The 15918-nt window shown below is 66.0% G+C and carries 13 protein-coding genes and 3 pseudogenes; 12 read left to right on the forward strand and 4 right to left on the reverse strand.

Annotated features, from left to right (window positions below; all coding sequences use genetic code 11):
* Positions 1-37: 37 nt before the first annotated feature.
* The 4 genes and pseudogenes from FHT98_RS00750 to FHT98_RS00765 all read left to right on the forward strand — a co-directional run bounded on the left by FHT98_RS00750 (position 38) and on the right by FHT98_RS00765 (position 3078).
* Positions 38-688: a DsbA family protein gene (locus FHT98_RS00750; protein WP_142111797.1), complete on the forward strand. Its 651-nt coding sequence runs from the start codon at positions 38-40 to the stop codon at positions 686-688.
* Positions 689-737: 49 nt separating this feature from the next.
* Positions 738-1397: pseudogene (locus FHT98_RS00755) on the forward strand (L,D-transpeptidase); the annotation flags it as partial.
* 52 nt (positions 1398-1449) lie between these two features.
* Positions 1450-2760, forward strand: coding sequence for a bifunctional sulfur transferase/dioxygenase Blh (blh, locus tag FHT98_RS00760; protein ID WP_142111801.1), 1311 nt, complete (start codon positions 1450-1452; stop codon positions 2758-2760).
* Positions 2757-3078 (forward strand): annotated as a pseudogene (locus FHT98_RS00765) (metalloregulator ArsR/SmtB family transcription factor). Before blh ends, FHT98_RS00765 begins: the two are co-directional and overlap by 4 nt.
* Before the next feature lie 299 nt (positions 3079-3377).
* On the opposite strand, the gene FHT98_RS00770 reads toward FHT98_RS00765, so the two are convergent.
* Genes FHT98_RS00770 through FHT98_RS26055 form a run of 3 tightly spaced genes read right to left on the reverse strand, consistent with a single transcriptional unit; the run spans position 3378 to position 7542 of the window.
* On the reverse strand, positions 3378-5156 hold the full coding sequence (locus FHT98_RS00770) for an ABC transporter ATP-binding protein/permease (protein WP_142111803.1): 1779 nt from the start codon (positions 5154-5156) through the stop codon (positions 3378-3380).
* Between the two features lie 22 nt (positions 5157-5178).
* Complete coding sequence (locus FHT98_RS00775; protein ID WP_349236258.1) at positions 5179-7347, reverse strand: glycoside hydrolase family 3 N-terminal domain-containing protein; 2169 nt, start codon at positions 7345-7347, stop codon at positions 5179-5181.
* 27 nt (positions 7348-7374) lie between these two features.
* Entirely contained in the window at positions 7375-7542 is a 168-nt protein-coding gene (locus FHT98_RS26055) for a hypothetical protein (protein ID WP_170843491.1), read from the reverse strand.
* Between the two features lie 115 nt (positions 7543-7657).
* Between FHT98_RS26055 and FHT98_RS00780 the strand changes: the two genes are divergently transcribed.
* The 7 genes from FHT98_RS00780 to FHT98_RS00810 all read left to right on the forward strand — a co-directional run bounded on the left by FHT98_RS00780 (position 7658) and on the right by FHT98_RS00810 (position 14074).
* Positions 7658-7894, forward strand: a complete 237-nt coding sequence (locus FHT98_RS00780; RefSeq protein WP_142111805.1) for a hypothetical protein — start codon at positions 7658-7660, stop codon at positions 7892-7894.
* Between the two features lie 595 nt (positions 7895-8489).
* Entirely contained in the window at positions 8490-9026 is a 537-nt protein-coding gene (locus FHT98_RS00785; protein WP_142111807.1) for an OsmC family protein, read from the forward strand.
* A gap of 50 nt (positions 9027-9076) precedes the next feature.
* Complete coding sequence (locus FHT98_RS00790) at positions 9077-10099, forward strand: ABC transporter substrate-binding protein (RefSeq protein ID WP_142111809.1); 1023 nt, start codon at positions 9077-9079, stop codon at positions 10097-10099.
* The gene (locus FHT98_RS00795) at positions 10086-11105 is read left to right on the forward strand and encodes an ABC transporter permease (RefSeq protein WP_142111811.1); all 1020 of its coding nucleotides are present in this window, start codon (positions 10086-10088) and stop codon (positions 11103-11105) included. The genes FHT98_RS00790 and FHT98_RS00795 overlap by 14 nt, the downstream gene beginning before the upstream one ends.
* Complete coding sequence (locus FHT98_RS00800) at positions 11099-11905, forward strand: ABC transporter ATP-binding protein (protein ID WP_142111813.1); 807 nt, start codon at positions 11099-11101, stop codon at positions 11903-11905. Before FHT98_RS00795 ends, FHT98_RS00800 begins: the two co-directional genes overlap by 7 nt.
* 38 nt (positions 11906-11943) lie before the next feature.
* Positions 11944-12297: a copper homeostasis periplasmic binding protein CopC gene (copC, locus tag FHT98_RS00805; protein WP_113584291.1), complete on the forward strand. Its 354-nt coding sequence runs from the start codon at positions 11944-11946 to the stop codon at positions 12295-12297.
* A gap of 1 nt (position 12298) precedes the next feature.
* Positions 12299-14074: a CopD family protein gene (locus FHT98_RS00810; protein ID WP_142111815.1), complete on the forward strand. Its 1776-nt coding sequence runs from the start codon at positions 12299-12301 to the stop codon at positions 14072-14074.
* A gap of 97 nt (positions 14075-14171) precedes the next feature.
* Here FHT98_RS00810 and FHT98_RS26590 read toward each other — a convergent pair.
* Positions 14172-14297: pseudogene (locus FHT98_RS26590) on the reverse strand (PLP-dependent transferase); the annotation flags it as partial.
* A gap of 543 nt (positions 14298-14840) precedes the next feature.
* Between FHT98_RS26590 and FHT98_RS00820 the strand changes: the two are divergent.
* Positions 14841-15386, forward strand: a complete 546-nt coding sequence (locus tag FHT98_RS00820; RefSeq protein WP_142111817.1) for an ureidoglycolate lyase — start codon at positions 14841-14843, stop codon at positions 15384-15386.
* Positions 15387-15918: the final 532 nt, after the last annotated feature.

Here is a 15918-nt window from a genome sequence, read left to right on the forward strand (position 1 = left end):
CCCTCGCATGTCCATCTCGTCACCCCTGGAGCTTGCCATGAACCGCAGAACCTTCATCTCCCGCTTCGCTGGATTGAGCGCCTCGGGCGTTCTCGCCACGATCTGGCCCGCACTGCTGGGAATTCCCTCTGCCCTGGGCCAGGACGTCGACACCAACGCCATCCTCAACGACCCCGAGGCGCCCACCGCCGGCAATCCGAAGGGTGACGTCACCATCGTCGCTTTCCTCGATTACAACTGCCCTTTCTGCAAGCAATCGGCGCCTGATCTCGTTCGCATCGTCAAGTCCGACGGCAGGATCAGGCTCGTCTACAAGGATTGGCCGATCCTGTCCGAGGCCTCGGTCTATGGCGCGCAGCTCGCGGTCGCAGCCCACTATCAGGGCAAGTACGACGCCGTGCACCATGCGCTGATGGGCATTCCCGGCAGGCGGATTTCCAAGGAGAGGATGCTGGAAGCCGTGAGGGCATCGGGCGTCGACATGGTCCGCCTCCAAGCCGATCTCGACGCCAAGGCGGACGCCATCACCGCCTTGCTGCGGCGCAACCTCGCCCAGGCCGACTCCATCGACCTCCAGGGGACGCCGGCCTATCTCGTCGGCCCGTTCCGGACCTCGACGCTGGATTATGCCGGCTTCAAGCAGGTCGTGGCCGATGCGCGCGCCAAGCAGGCGGCGAAACAGAATTGATCGCCGTCCTCGCATCGCCGGCCACCCTAGCCTCATCGGAAAGATCAGAATGATCCGCGCCCCACGAGCGGCGAAGCCGCTCGCCGTCATCGCCTTGCCGCTGCTGATCGCCGCCTGCACCACGGTCCAGCCGCAACCGCCTGCAACGGCCTCCTACAGCGCCATCCCGCCTCACGTCGCGCAGCGCTATGCCGCGATCGAGACCGAGAAGTTCAAGGTGCCGGCGGTCGATCTCGACGATCTCCAGCCCCGCAATATGCGTCAACTCGTCGACTACCCGACGAAACACCGGCCCGGGACGCTCGTCGTGGATCCACATCAGCGCTTCCTCTATCTGGTGCAGGAGCATGGCAAGGCGCTGCGCTACGGTGTCGGCGTCGGCAAGGCCGGCCTCGAATTCACCGGAACGGCGACGGTCCAACGCAAGGCGCAATGGCCGCGCTGGACACCGACGCCCGACATGATCCGGCGCGATCCGCGGCGCTACGCGAAATGGTCGGGCGGCATGGCCGGCGGCGAAAGCAACCCGCTGGGCGCGCGTGCGCTCTACCTGTTCAAGAACGGCAACGACACCCTCTACCGGATCCACGGGACCAACGAGCCTGAAACGATCGGCGAGGCCGTTTCCTCCGGATGCATCCGCATGATGAACCAGGACGTCATCGACCTCTACAACCGCATCCCGAGCGGCTCGAAGGTGGTCGTTCTCTGACGCTTGCAAGTTGCTAATATACATTCGCGGCGAGTCCTGGAGGCCGGCCATGCACCCCATCAAGATCACGGAAACACTGTCGATCGCCGGTCAGCCGGCTCTGGCCGACTTCGTGCCTCTCGCTGCGCAGGGCTTCAAGGCCGTCGTCAACGTTCGGCCTGCTGGCGAGGAGGCGGGACAGCCGGGCTCGGCTGCCGAGAGGAAGGCGGCCGAGGAGGCCGGTATGGTCTACAGCTTCATTCCGGTGACCGGCCCGACCATCACCGAGGCTGACGTAACGGCCTTCCGCGCGGCGGTCGCGCGGGCGCCGGGGCCAGTATTCGCACATTGCAAAAGCGGCACCCGCGCGCTGACTCTTCATGTGCTGGGCGAAGTCCTCGACGACCGTCTGTCGGCCGATGCGGTCGTTGGACTCGGTCAGACGTTCGGTTTCGACCTCGCCGGAGCCAAGGCCTGGCTCGACCGTCGTGCGGCCCGGGCGCCACAGGTCACCGGCTTCTACGAGCCGAGGAGCGGCAGCATCCAGTACGTCGTCACCGACCCTGCGACGAAGACCTGCGCCATCATCGATCCCGTGCTCGACTATGACGAGAAATCCTGCGCGACCGCCACGACCCAGGCCGACGCCATCCTCGCCTTCGTCCGTGAGAAGGGCCTGCGCGTGGATTGGATCCTCGACACCCATCCCCATGCCGATCACTTCTCCGCCGCGCAGTATCTCAAGGGCAAGACCGGTGCGCAGACCGCGATCGGCGCGCAGGTCGTCGCCGTGCAGAAGCTCTGGAAGGATCTCTACAACCTCCCGGATCTCGCCACTGACGGCTCGCAATGGGATCGGCTCTTTGCCCATGGTGAGCGGTTCAGGCTCGGCTCGCTGGAGGCCTCCGTGCTGTTTTCGCCGGGACACACGCTGGCCTCGATCACCTATGTCATTGGCGACGCCGCCTTCGTCCACGATACGCTGTTCATGCCCGAATCCGGCACGGCGCGGGCCGATTTCCCCGGCGGCAGCGCCAGCGCGCTCTGGGCTTCGATCCAGGCCATTCTCGCGCTGCCCGACGAGACGAGGCTGTTCACGGGGCATGACTACCAGCCCCATGGCCGCGCGCCGCGCTGGGAGAGCACGGTCGGCCAGCAGAAGCTGACGAACCCGCATGTCGCCGGGCAGGACGAAGCCTCGTTCGTCGCCCTGCGTCAGGCGCGTGACAAAACGCTCCCCATGCCCAAGCTCATCCTGCATGCGCTGCAGGTGAACCTCCGCGGCGGTCGCTTGCCCGAGCCGGAAGCGAACGGCCGGCGTTATCTCAAGATCCCGCTCGATGCCTTCGCCGGAGCGGCCTGGGACGAGACGGCGCCATGACTCAGGTGCCGATGAACCTGGCGGAGCTGACGAGCCGAGTGGCGAAGGTCGCCGGCCTGCTCAAGGCGCTCGCCCGTCCCAGCCGGCTGATGCTCGTCTGCACGCTGGTGGAGGGGGAGTATGCCGTCGGCCAGCTCGAGAAGATGCTGGACGTTCACCAGCCGACGCTCTCGCAGCAGCTCCGATGTTGAGGGGAGCCGGCATCGTCGAGACACCACGCGAGGCCCGGCAGACCTTCTATCGGTTGACCTTACGGAAGGTTGTAAGTCTTGTCTCGGCGCTCATACCATCTTCTGCGCGCCGAAGCCTGTCCTATGACCGCCCATTGGCCTTGCCTACCCGCCGTTCCTGATAGAGGGCGCTGCTCAAGTCAGAAGTCGGTCGGCATCGGCCTCTCCGAACTCGTCCGCAAGGGGCTCATGCCACAAGCGCGAGCGCGCCCACAGTGAAGCCGACCAGCACCTCGGGAATGCTGTGCGCGCGCAGCTTGACGCGGCTGATCCCGCTGGCAACCAGGAGCAGGACTATCCTGAGCACCGAATTTGACCGGTTTGTCGCCGGAGGAGGAGGCCGCCTTCGGAGGCCGCTTTGCCGGTGGCTTCTTGGAGCGGCTCTTTTCAGGAGCGGCTCGCGGTCCGAGGGACATGCTGGAGGTGGATGCTGCGCTGGAAGAAATGATGGCCGATATCACCGCCGGTGCTGACAATGGTACACTGGTTGAGCTTGGCCGCGAAGGCCGCCAGCAATGCGGCGCGGCTTTTTTCGCGAACGGCGCCCAGTGAATCATTGAGAAAGACCCATCGTGGCGTGTGTAGGAAAACGCGCGCGAAGCCGAGTGTCTGCTGCTCTTCCAGCGACAGATGCCGGTCCCAGTCGGCGACGCGGTCGAGGTCTTCCACCAGACGGTCGAGGCCGACCGCGTGCAGCGCGCTGGCATAGTGCTCGTCCGTATGGTCTTGCGCGTCGGCGGGATATGCCAGCGCGATCCTCAGCGTGGCGCGCGGAAAATAGGGGCGCTCGGGCAGGAACAGCATGTCGGCTCGCGGCGGCAGGCCGATGCGGCCGTCGCCCCAGGGCCAGAGCCCGGCGAGGCTCATGAAGAGCGTTGTTTTCGCCGCCGCGCTGTCGCCCTCGATCAGGACATGCTCGCCGGCCTTCAGCTCGATCCTGCTTTCCTCGATCGCGGCGCATTCGACGAGCGAGCCGGGCAGATAGGCTTCCACCTGTTCGAGGACTAGGACGCCGGCCGGGGCTTCGTAGAAGGTGATCCGGTGCTGGTCGGCGTGCAGCTCCTCGATACGCTGGAGCCTGTCGCGCAGGGCCATGATCCGAAACAACGTTGCCCGCCAATCCGCGATCTTCGAGAAATTGTCGACGAACCAGCGCAGGGCGTACTGGACCTGGTTGAAGGCGCCGACCGCGACCATCAGGGTTCCGAGGGAGAGCCGGCCGCCGAAATAACCGGGCGACGCGATCACGAAGGGCGCGGCCATGGCGAGCCAGCCATGGCCCGACGTCACCCAGGTCAGCGAGACGATGCCGTTGGCGAGCTGGCGCGCCAGCGATTGGACTTTGTGAAAGGCCTGGTCGAGATGGGCGCGCTCGTCGCTTTCACCCTGATAGAGCACGATAGCTTCCGACCGCTCGGCCACCTTGATCAGGGACGCCCTGAAATCGGCCTCGCGCGCATAGCGCTCGGCGTTCAGCGCGATCAACGGCCGGCCGACCCGCCATGCCAGCCACGAGCCGATGGAGGCATACGCGATCGCGCACCAGACCATGTAGCCGGGAATGGTGAAGTCGCCATGGCCGAAATTGAACACGACCTGCGTCGAGAGGATCCAGAGCACGCCGATGAAGCTCACCAGCATCAGCGAGGCCTGCAGCAGGCCGTTGCCGAGATCGACGGAGAGCTCCGTCAGGTGGCGGGCATCCTCGTGGATGCGCTGATCGGGATTGACGCCGGCCTCACCGGCGAAGGCGAGCAGATAGGCGCGCTTGGGCTTCAGCCATTCGTCGAGCATGTCCCGCGTCAGCCAGCCCCGTAGCCTGACCTTGCCGACTTCGGTGAGCCAGGCCTGGGCGACGACGAGCAGGAGGAGCGCGCCGATGAGCGACAGAAACACCAGGAGCTGATGGCCGAAGGCTCCCAGGTCACGGTTCTGGAGGGCATCGTAGAGCGCGCCCTGCCAGTTGTTCAGCTGGATCTGGAACACGGCATTCGTCGCGATGACAACGATGCTGCCCATCGGCAGGAACAGCAATGCCAGCCGGCGCGGCGAGGCGCGCATCGCCGTGATGAGGATCCAAAGCTGGTGCAGGACCCCGCTTGCCGAAACGTCCAGCGCGGAAGCGGCTGCGGGCGGTGTCGGGCTCCCGTCCATCGCGGCGCTCAAGGCTCGACCACCGGCCCGGGCATCAGGCGACGCTCGGGGGCGGGTTCACCCGCAATTCGAGCATCTGCAGCTGCGCCGGGTCGGCGCTCGGCCCGACAAAGACGTCGAAGAGCCCGGGTTCGAGCAGCGGTTCGAGATCGGCCCCCAGGAAGCGAAGCTGGTCGGAGGAGAGCGTGAAGCGCACGGTGTTCATATCACCGGGGGCGAGCGCGACCTTCGTGAAGTCCTTCAATTCCAGCTGAGGCCGCGTGATCGAGGACACGACGTCGCGGATGAACAGGAACACGGTGTGCTCGCCGGCCATCGCCCCCGTATTCTTGACGTCGACCAGGATCTCGGTGGCTTCACCCGCGGTGATCGTCCATCTGGTCGCGCGCGGATTGGTCAGGAGGAACGTCGTGTAGGACAGCCCGTGGCCGAACGTGAAGCGGGGCTCGTTCGGAATATCGAGATACTTGCTGGAAAAATGCTCGGTTTCCAGCCTTGGACGGCCTGTGGGGCGCTCGGCGTAGAAAATCGGGATCTGCCCGACATCGGCGGGCCACGACATCGAGAGTCGACCGCTCGGATTATGAGCACCGCTCAGCACATCGGCAATGGCGCCGGCGCCTTCCGAGCCCGGATGCCAGCACGCGAGGATCGCCTTGGCGCCTGCAGCGAGCCAATCCGGCAAGATCAGCGGCCGGCCCGAGAACAGCAGGACGATGACGGGCCGGCCCGTATCCAGCATCGCCCGCGCCAGCTCCTGCTGAGGCTGGGGCACGTCGGGATGGGCCCGGCTGCTGGCTTCGCCTGCCATGTCGACGCGTTCGCCGAGGCACAGGAGAATCGCGTCGCTCTGCCCCGCCTCCCGACGCGCCGCTTCGAGACCGCTGTCATCGGGCTGTTCGACGTGGCTACCGGTGGCAACTGATATCGCAGCCTTGGGAAAGGCTGTCTTAAGCCGGTCGACCAACTCGGCGACGCGCTCGTCGGCCGCCGGCTCCGAGGAGCCTCCCACGATTTCGCCGAAGGGGCCGACGATCGCGATGGAGCTCAGGCTATTCTTGAGCGGCAGCGTGTCCCCGGAATGGGTCAGGAGCACGATCGACTTGCGCGCGGCCTCCCGCGCCAGAGCTCTGCGCGCCGGCTGGGCGCCGATGGCCGCGACGGCCTCTGGCGAACCGCATCGGCGATAGGGATCGTCGAACAGGCCGAGTTTCAGCTTGAGCAGCAGGATGCGCCGCACCGCTTCGTCGATGCGTGCCATGGTGATGAGACCGCGATCGAGCGCCTCGGGCAGCCCATCGACATAAGCGCCCTTGCCCATCATGTCGATGTCGACACCTGCATTTAACGCAAGCGCGGCGGCCTCGGGCTTGGCTGCGACGCCGTGCAGCAACAGCTCGGCGATGGAGCTCCAGTCGCTCACGATCACGCCCTCGAACCCCCAGCGCTCGCGCACCAGGCCTCGCAGAAGCGGCACATGAATGGACATCGGCGTGCCGTTGAGATCGACGAAAGCCGGCATGATGCAGGCGACGCCAGCTTCGACTGCGGCCTTGAACGGTGGCAGGTAGACTTCGTGCAGCAGCCGCTCCGACATGTCGACCGAGGCATATTCCCGGCCGGCGAGGACCGCTCCGTAACCGGCAAAATGCTTCGCGGTCGCAACGATCGCCGTCGGCGAGGCGAGATCGGCCGTCTGATAGCCCCGCACCTTCGCCCGCGCGATCCGCTGGCCGACAAGCGGGTCTTCGCCTGGCCCTTCGAGCGTCCGTCCCCAGCGCGGATCCCGCGCGATGTCGATCATCGGAGCAAAGGTCAGGTCGATGCCCTCGACTGCGCATTCCTCGGCCGCCACGCGAGCGGTCGTTTCCCACAGCGTTGGATCGAAGGCCGACGATTCCCCAAGCGGGATCGGGAACATCGTTCTCAGCCCATAGAGAACATCCAGCGAGAAGAAGAGGGGAATCCGGAGGCGCGAGCCCTCGACGGCGTGCCGCTGCGCATCCCGGATGCGCTCCGGCCCGACCAGGTTCAGGAGGCTGCCGACCTCACCGTTCTGGATGGCGGCGGAGGTGACTGGCGCGGAGGCCGGGCCCGTCTGCACCAGCTCGCCGCTCAGCATGGTGAGCTGTCCGACCTTCTCCTTCAGCGTCATTCCGTCGATGAGCTTTTCGATCCCCTGGCGATCCATCGGCGCTGTCATCGACCGTTCCTTCAGACCTCAGGCATCTCAAAACCATCCCTCATAAAACAAATGGGTCAGGATGCCGTTTGCCACCATAGGCATTCGCGCGCATTTTTGCTGCAGCAGCCCCTCAACGACGAAGGCAAGCAGGATGTCGTCGAGGACCGGTTGAACTCGGCCACGCAGTTTTCCGTTTCCGGCAGCGATGGCCAACCGTTGCGTTGGGTTGCGACAACCGGACGCTCCAGATGTCGGCTATGAGTCAGCTTAAACCCCGCTGTCGTCCCCCGAACCGCTGGCCCGGAAGCAGACATTCCCGACGTCCGCTATGGGCCATTTCCGGGCAGTTCCGGACACTCTGGCCCAGGCGAGGCTGCGCACCATCGTCGGCGTTGGCATACCGCTCGACGCCATCGAGGGTAAAATGAAGCTGAACCGGGACAAGTCGATCAAAGATCGGCTCCGCGTCATAGCGGCTCTCGAGGAGCGAGGTGGCGAGAACGGAATGGCCATAGCCGACGTCATCCGTAGTCAACCCGACATCTTGGTCGCCATCGCGGGCTAAGTTTGAGGTGTCCGGGCGCCTAGCCAGAAGGACGCAACCTCCCCGGCTCGGGGGCCCTCCCCGCGCACAGCGGATAAGGTCGCCGCCTGCCGGCGCGAACGCAAGCCCCGGAAATCGCCACGGTCCGACATCCGGTCGATGCGGTGAAGATGTCGATCACCTCGTCGCGTCGCCGGATGCAAAACAAATCATCGCGTTCTGCCACGAAAAACGCATATTCTATTTCATTGCCAATAATAATGACCCAAGCAATAATATTGAAAGCGATGGCGTTTTCAGCGTCTTCGCCGCGGGATTTGCTGGAGCAGCTTGCGCCGCGTCAACAACGCTAAAAGCACCACGATGTCTCGTGGGCTCCTTTTGTTTTGGAGACGCGAATGTCCATGACGTTCAGCACAGCAGAGTTCGCAGCCGGCTCGCTCTTCCACCGACGGCTCTGACCGTCGGAGCCTGAGGACGGGCCGCCTCTCCGCGCTCACTTCGAGCCCATCCACAGCTCAGACAAAGCAATCTCGCGCCAGCCGCAATCGCGGCTGCGTGACCGAGTGCGCACGTCTGTCCAGATCCCTGCATCACGCCAGACCGGGACACCACCATGTCCAATCTCACGGAATATCTCGCCCAGAAACGCGACGCCCTGCTGCGCCGCAAGGCCCATGCCCGCTCGGGAGAAGCCAGTCCGCTGAAGCTGCAGGCGCAAGCCCATGCCGAGGGTCGCAGCGGCGTCCGGCGCATCCGCATCCGCGACTTCCAGGTGATCAGCGACAGCCCGCCGGATTTCGCCGGCTACGATCTTGGGCCGAGCTCGCCTGAACTGCTGCTCGGCGCACTGTCGAGCTGCCTGACCCATACCTATCTGATCCAGGCCGCCGACCAGCAGATCGCTCTGGAGGATGTCTGGGTCGAGGTTCACGGCCAACTCGACCCGCGCGCCGGAACGCCCGGTCACGAGACCACACCGATCTATCCGCACGACCTGTCCTACACCGTCAGGCTCACGACGGACGCGACCGAGCTCGACGCCCTGAATGCCGCCGTCGAGCGCTTCTGCCCGATCCTGAACCTGCTCCGGCAGGGTGTCGAAGTACGCGGCACCGTCGACCGCGTGCCGGCCAAACGCGCGGCAGCCTGACCCTTTCCCGAATGACCATGCAGCCGCGTGCAGAGCGGCAAGGAGCGACCATGACCCAGCAGACGACCTTCCCCTCCCGCCGCACCTTGTTGCGCGGAGCCGCCGCGCTTGCCGCCGCACCGCTGGCCGGTTTGGCCGGGCAACATGCTTTCGCTCAAGCATCGCCGCTGAAGCAGCGTCAGACGATCAAGCTCGCCTGGGGCCAGACGGCCGTCTGCCAGTCGCCGATCTCGGTCGCGCTGAAGCAAGGCCTGTTCGAAAAGTACAATCTCGCGGTGGAGCCGGTGAATTTCAGCGGCCCGACCGACGCCCTGCTGCAAGCGATCGCGACCGGCCATGCCGATGGCGGCATCGGCATGGCGCTGCGCTGGCTGAAGCCGCTGGAGCAGGGCTTCGATGTCGGCCTCACCGTCGGCACTCATGGCGGCTGCATGCGCCTGCTGGTGCCCGAGGCCGCCAATATCGGCAGCCTGAAAGACCTGAAGGGCAAATCCATCGCCGTCACCGATCCGGCAAGCCCGGTGCGCAACTTCTTCGCCATCCGCCTCGCCGAGATCGGGCTCGATCCCGAGAAGGACGTGAGCTGGGTGCAGTATCCGCAGGACCTGTTCGGCGAGGCGCTGAAAAAGGGAGAGGTTCAGGCGCTCGCCGGCGACGACCCGCATCTCTACCTGATCCGCGAGCGCGACAAGCTCATCGAGCTCGCCACCAATCTCGAAGGCCAGTATGCGAAATCGACCTGCTGCGTGCTCGGCCTGCGTGGCGCCCTGATCCGCGACCAGCCCGAGGTTGCCGGGGCCGTCTCGCGCGCGATTGTCGAGGCGCAGGCCTGGACCGCGGCCAATCCCGACAAGACGGCCGAGATCTTCGCACCCTTCGTCCCGGCCAAGGTCACGCCCGAGACGGTGGCCGCGATCCTGCGCAGCCACACTCATGATCATCACTCCACCGGCGCGGCGCTGCGCGACGACGTCGCGCTGTTCACCGAGCAGCTCAAGCTCGTCAACGTGATCCGCAAGAACACCGACGCCAAGGCCTTCGCGCAGAAGATCGTGCCCCATGTCCCCGTTTGAACAGACCGGCACCGCATCGGCTTTCGACCAGCCACGTCTGCAGGTCGACGGCTCGGTCCTGGCACGCGGCGCGCTCGCCACCGCAGCCTGGACCGCAGTGGCGGCCTCCGTCACGCTGCTCGCCAACAGGAAGGTCGGCTTTGCCGACCCGCTCTATGTCAGCGAGACCAATGCCGGCTTCATCGGCTGGGCCGTCCTGCTGGCGTTGGCGACAGCCGTCGGCGCGCTCTGGCCACCGCTCGGCCGGCGCCTCGGCCGCGCTGCGCCCTGGCTCGTTGTGCTGGCGCTCTTCGTCGGCATCTGGGACCTGCTGACGGCGAAGCTCGGCGTACTACCGGTGCCTTTCTTCGCCCCGCCGTCCTCACTGGTTGAGGTCTATGCGGAGGACTGGCCGCGGCTCGGCGAGAGCGTGCTGCATTCGCTGCGGCTGCTGGCGCTCGGCTTCCTGTTCGGCACGATCTCCGGCTTCGTCACCGGCATCGCGATCGGCTGGTCGCGCGGGCTCGGCTACTGGGTCCACCCGGTTTTGCGCTTCCTCGGGCCGATCCCCTCGACCGCGCTCCTGCCGATGGCGTTCTTCTTCTTCCCGTCGAGCTTCTCGGCCGCGATCTTCCTGATCGCGCTCGCCACCTGGTTTCCGGTCACGGTGCTGACCTGGTCCGGTGTCGCCAGCGTCGACAAGGCCTATTACGACGTAGCCCGGACGCTGGGCGCCGGCCGTGCCTTCCTGATCTTCAAGGTCGCGATCCCTGCCGCCCTGCCCCATGTCTTCGTCGGCCTGTTCATGGGGCTCGGCGCCTCGTTCTCGGTGCTGGTCGCGGCCGAGATGATGGGGGTCAAATCCGGGCTCGGCTACTACCTGCAATGGGCGCAGGGCTGGGCCGCCTATGCCAACATGTACGGCGCGCTGATCGTGATGGCGCTGATCTTCTCAGGGCTGATCACGCTGCTCTTCGCGCTGCGCGATCGTCTGCTCGGCTGGCAGAAGGATGTGGTGAAATGGTAGCCGTGCAGCTCGCTGTCTCGCCCTCGACCAGCGCTCTCGTGTCCAACGGTGCGGAGCTCTCGATCGCCGGCGTCTCGCATGAATTCGATCTCGAAGGGCGCCCTCTACCGGTGCTCGACGATATTGATCTCGACATCCGGGCTGGCGAGTTCGTCGCCCTGCTGGGGCCGAGCGGCTGCGGCAAGTCGACCTTGCTCAGGCTGGTCGCAGGGCTCGAACAGCCCTCGCAGGGCCGCATCGCGGCGGCGGGTGAGGAGATCACCACGCCCGATCCCTCTCGCGTCGTCGTCTTCCAGGACCCGACGCTCTATCCCTGGCGCACCGTCTGGAAGAACGTCGCGCTCGGGCTCGAGGCACGCGGCCTGCTCGCCAGCCAGAAGGGTCGCGTCGACGACGCCCTGAAGACAGTCGGCCTCGCCGGTTTCGAACGGGCGTTCCCGCGTCAGCTTTCAGGCGGCATGGCCCAGCGCGCCGCACTGGCCCGCGCCCTCGTCAACGATCCCAGCGTACTCATCCTCGACGAGCCGCTCGGCAAGCTCGACTCGCTGACGCGGATCGCGATGCAAACCGAGATCGCTGAACTCTGGCGCCAGCGCGGCTTCACTACGCTGCTCGTCACGCATGATGTCGAGGAGGCCTTGTTCCTGGCCCAGCGCGTCATCGTGCTGAGCGAGCGTCCGGCCCGGATCAAGGCCGAGATCGTCAACGACCTGCCCTACCCACGCCATCGTAGCGATCCGCGCCTGGCGGAATTGCGCGGGCAGGCGCTCGCCCATCTCGGGCTCGACGCGAGCTGGTAGGCCCGCAATCTCACTTCTTTCATCGCAGGACCCTATCCATGTCTCGACGCATCGGGCTGGCGTTTGCCCTTTCTCTCGCCGCATCGCAGGCCTTCGCGCATGCGCATCTCAAGACCGCCTCTCCGGCCGATGGCGCAACGGTGGCCGCTCCGGCGGAAATCACCCTCGGCTTCACCGAGGACCTTGAAGCCAAGCTAAGCAGCATCACTGTCAGGGATGCCCGCGGTGGGGTCGTCAGCACAGCACCGGCAGAGGCCGTGCCCGGCGATCGCAAGGCGCTGAAGGTCCGGCTCAAGCCGGTTTCGGCGGGCACCTACACCGTCGAATGGGCCGCGACTTCGGTCGATACCCACCGCGTCACCGGGCAGTATCGTTTCACCGTCAGGCCTTGATGTGGATGTTCTAATCGGGGCGGCGCTGCCGGCGGCCCGCTGGCTCCACCTGGCCGCCCTGCTCTCCGGCCTGGGCATCGAGGCCTTTCGCCTGCTGTCGCAAGGCCCGCTCGCCACAACGCCGGGGGGCCGGCAACTGCTGCGCCGCCTGTCCTCCTGCAGCCGGTTCTCGGTCATCTTGGCGCTCGCGGGCGGGGCGCTCTGGTTCTGGCTGCAAGGCAGCGCCATGCTGGGGCGTCCCCTCGGCAGCCTCGAGAGCATTGCCGCCGTAGCGGAGACACGCTTCGGCGAAGTGCTGCTGTCGCGCGCCGGCTTACTCGCCCTTGCGGGCTTGCTCCTGCGTGGCGACGGCGTTGTCCGAACAGGCGCGCTGCTTCTCATGACCATCGCGGCTCTGATGCAGGGTCTGCTCGGGCATGGAGCCGCCACCGACTTCTGGACGACAGCAGCTCTGGGCCTTCACGTCCTGGCAGCCGGCCTTTGGCTCGGCGCATTGGCCCCGCTTCTGGCCGTCTGCCGGATGCTGCCGGCCCAGGCGCCCCTGCTCGCCCGCCGTTTCACGCCGCTCGGCCTGGCTTGCGTCACCGTTCTCGCCGCGACATCCATCCTTCAGGTGCAAGCACTGGTCGGCACCCTGCCCGGGTTGCTGGGCACCGCATATGGCCGGCTTGCCATCGCCAAGATCGCCCTGTTCGGCGGCCTCCTGCTGCTTGCTGCCGCCAATCGCATCCGCTTCGTACCCGCAGCGGCGGCATCAGGCTCGACGCGTGCCCTCGCCCTGTCGATCGCCGCGGAAACCGGGCTCGGGCTGGCGATCGTGGCCGTTGCGGCGGCACTGGCCAACGAGCCCCCCGCGATCCACGAACAGCCGACCTGGCCTTTCGCTTTCAGGCCGGTGCCGGCGCCATGGAACGACGCCTATCTTCGCGACGGGCTGTCTCGCCTGCTTGTCCCCGCCACCATTGCCCTCGCGCTTTTCGCCCTGGCGGCCGCGTTCCGAAAATTACGCTGGCCAGCCCTTCTCGCCGGGGCCGCCGCATTGACCTTCGCCCAGATTCCGCCTTGGCGTCCCTATGTCGTCGCTGCGGTTCCGACGAGCTTCCAGCTATCTCCCACTGGCTATGGCGCACGCTCGATCGCGGCAGGGCGCGAGCTGTTCCAACGCGATTGCGCAAGCTGTCACGGCGCGGACGCGCGCGGGCGCGGCCCGGTCGCGGTCGCGCAATCCGTCTGGCCACCAGACCTCTCCGCGCCGCTGATCGCCGGGCGCCCCGGCGGCGAACTGTTCTGGTCGATCCGCCACGGCAGCGGCCCGATGCCGCCGGCCGCGCAACTGGACGATGCCGCGATCTGGTCGCTGGTCGACTTCATCCGCTTGCGTGCCGGAGCCCGCATCTTCTCGCCGCCGGAGATGCGCTGGTCCGGAGCGGCGCGGATGCCGGGTTTCGTCGCCCGTTGCGCCGACGGCACCCTCGTCACTCCCGGCAACGGAGCCCCCTTGCGTGTTTGGATCGAGGGTGACGAGCATGGGGCCGGCGCACGGGTGCAGGTCGACGATTCCGCGCGGCTATGCCCTGTCGAGGATCCCGAGCCATTGGCGGCAGCCCTGGCCGAAGTCACCGCCAGCGCTTCGGCGCCGGCGCTGGTTCTCGTCGATGCGAATGGTTGGCTACGACGCGCATTCAAGACGGAAAGCAGCGCCGCACCGGACATGGTCGCGTCCGAACTCGCCGAGATTCGCCGGAGCCCTCTGGATGGAACCGCTCTGCATCACTGATGGCCGCCCTTGCCGCCGAAGACATCCCTGAGACGCAGATCGACGGCATTCCGGCGCGGGATGTCGGGCTCCAGGCGAACGCGTGGGCACGAGATGGTCAGGAACCACCCCGATTGGCTGCGACGAGTGCTCTTTCCAGATCCGCGATCAGGTCCTCGACATCCTCGAGGCCGATCTGGAGGCGGATGAGCGTGTCCTCGGCATCGGCCCGCTTCAGCGTTCGGGCTAGGATCGGACTCCAAGGCCGACTATGCTAAGGGCGTCCACTACGCCACGGTCAATCGCGAGACCATCCGCGAGGAGCTGTTCGTCAGCCCTGAAGCCATCGAGGCCGTAAAGGTTGGCCGCCCGATGCCGAGTGGCACGGTGATCACCATGGAAGATCACCGCGACGGCAAACTCTATCGCTACCTGGTCATGGAGAAACGGACCGGCTGGGCGCCGGCCACGCGCCGGAGCTCAGGACCGGTGATTGGGAGCTCCAGTGATTCAATCCCGATCGGAGTCCGAAGGCCGGAGAGAATCTCGACCGCTGTCGATCCTGCCATGTCGGGCAAGCCGCGAACGACTTCGTCTTCACGGCCGTCCCGGTGAAGGCCGCGCGGCAAGATGGTGGCCTCGAAGCCCGCCATGCCGGGAAGGTCATCGCCTGGGTCGCTCGATGATCATCCGCCATCACGCAGCTCGACAGATCGTGATGGCATGAGCCAGAACGGCAGCATCGGGCGCGCATATCCGCCCCGAATGCCGCGGGAGAAAGACCGACATGATGCCTGGCAATGAGATCAAGGGCGGGCTTCCCTCGCCTCACCCGTTGCGCGTGATCCCGGTCACGAAGGCCGCCTTCGAGCCCTTCGGCTGGCTGGTGGAAACGGGCGATTCCGGCCGGGCTGCGAATAACGGGACGGCGCGCCGGCACGACGTCCACGCGCAGGCCGCCGCCGATGTCCCGCCAGGGTCCAGGCTCGTCACCTCGATCTTCGAAGCGACGCGGCAGCAGCCGGCTCCCGCCATCACGATGCTCGAGCGGCATGTGAATTCGGTTCAATTGATCATGCCGTTGGGTGGCGCCGGCCACATCGTCGTCGTCAGCCAAGCCGGCGCGGACGGCATGCCCGATCTTGCGACGCTCGCCGCCTTCGCCTTCGCCGCGTCGCAGGGAATGGTCTACCGCAAGGGGCTCTGGCACCATCCGATCATGGCGGTCGGCGCGGATGCCCGCTTCCTCGTCCAGTCCTCGCAGAACGGCACCGAGGCCGATTGCGAAATCCGCGCCATCGGGCCCGTGGCACTGGCTCAGGACGTCCTCTGAGCACCCGCCAAGTATCGCGTGAAGTATTCGTATGATTTGTGCAAGTGTCGCGTCGCAACGCGAGGTGGCCGGCCGGCGGCGGTTCTGAGGAGGCCAGAATTCCGTCACCGACCGGCCGAGCCCTTCGGTTTCCCAGGAGATGCGGCGGACCTGAGCACCCGAGGGGCGTTTCGGAGCGGTCTTTGAGATCGCTGCGTCGCACAATCTCTACAATGCGCCGCATCCGAATCAATCAAATCCGACCGATCGACCCTCTTCATCGATCGTTAACCCTACCCACTAAGCTTAAAGCTCGCGATCGCCGCCGGAGCAGCAACGCTATTCACGCATCGACTTCAGAAGCTTGCCTCAGGGACTTGAGAGAAAGCACGAAGGCACCGTGAAAACGCTGCGCCAAGCGCTCGCTGCACATGCAAGCGCCCTCCCCGAGCGATGGCTGGAGCAGGCTCCGACGCCCGGCTGATCGGCCAGAGCATCGGACTGAATGCCGTGTTCAGTCCGATGCTCTAGCTTTTGATCCGGCATCGGCGTT

It is taken from the genome of Allobosea sp. AK1 (genome assembly GCF_006714945.1).
Classification (GTDB): Bacteria; Pseudomonadota; Alphaproteobacteria; order Rhizobiales; family Beijerinckiaceae; genus Allobosea; species Allobosea robiniae.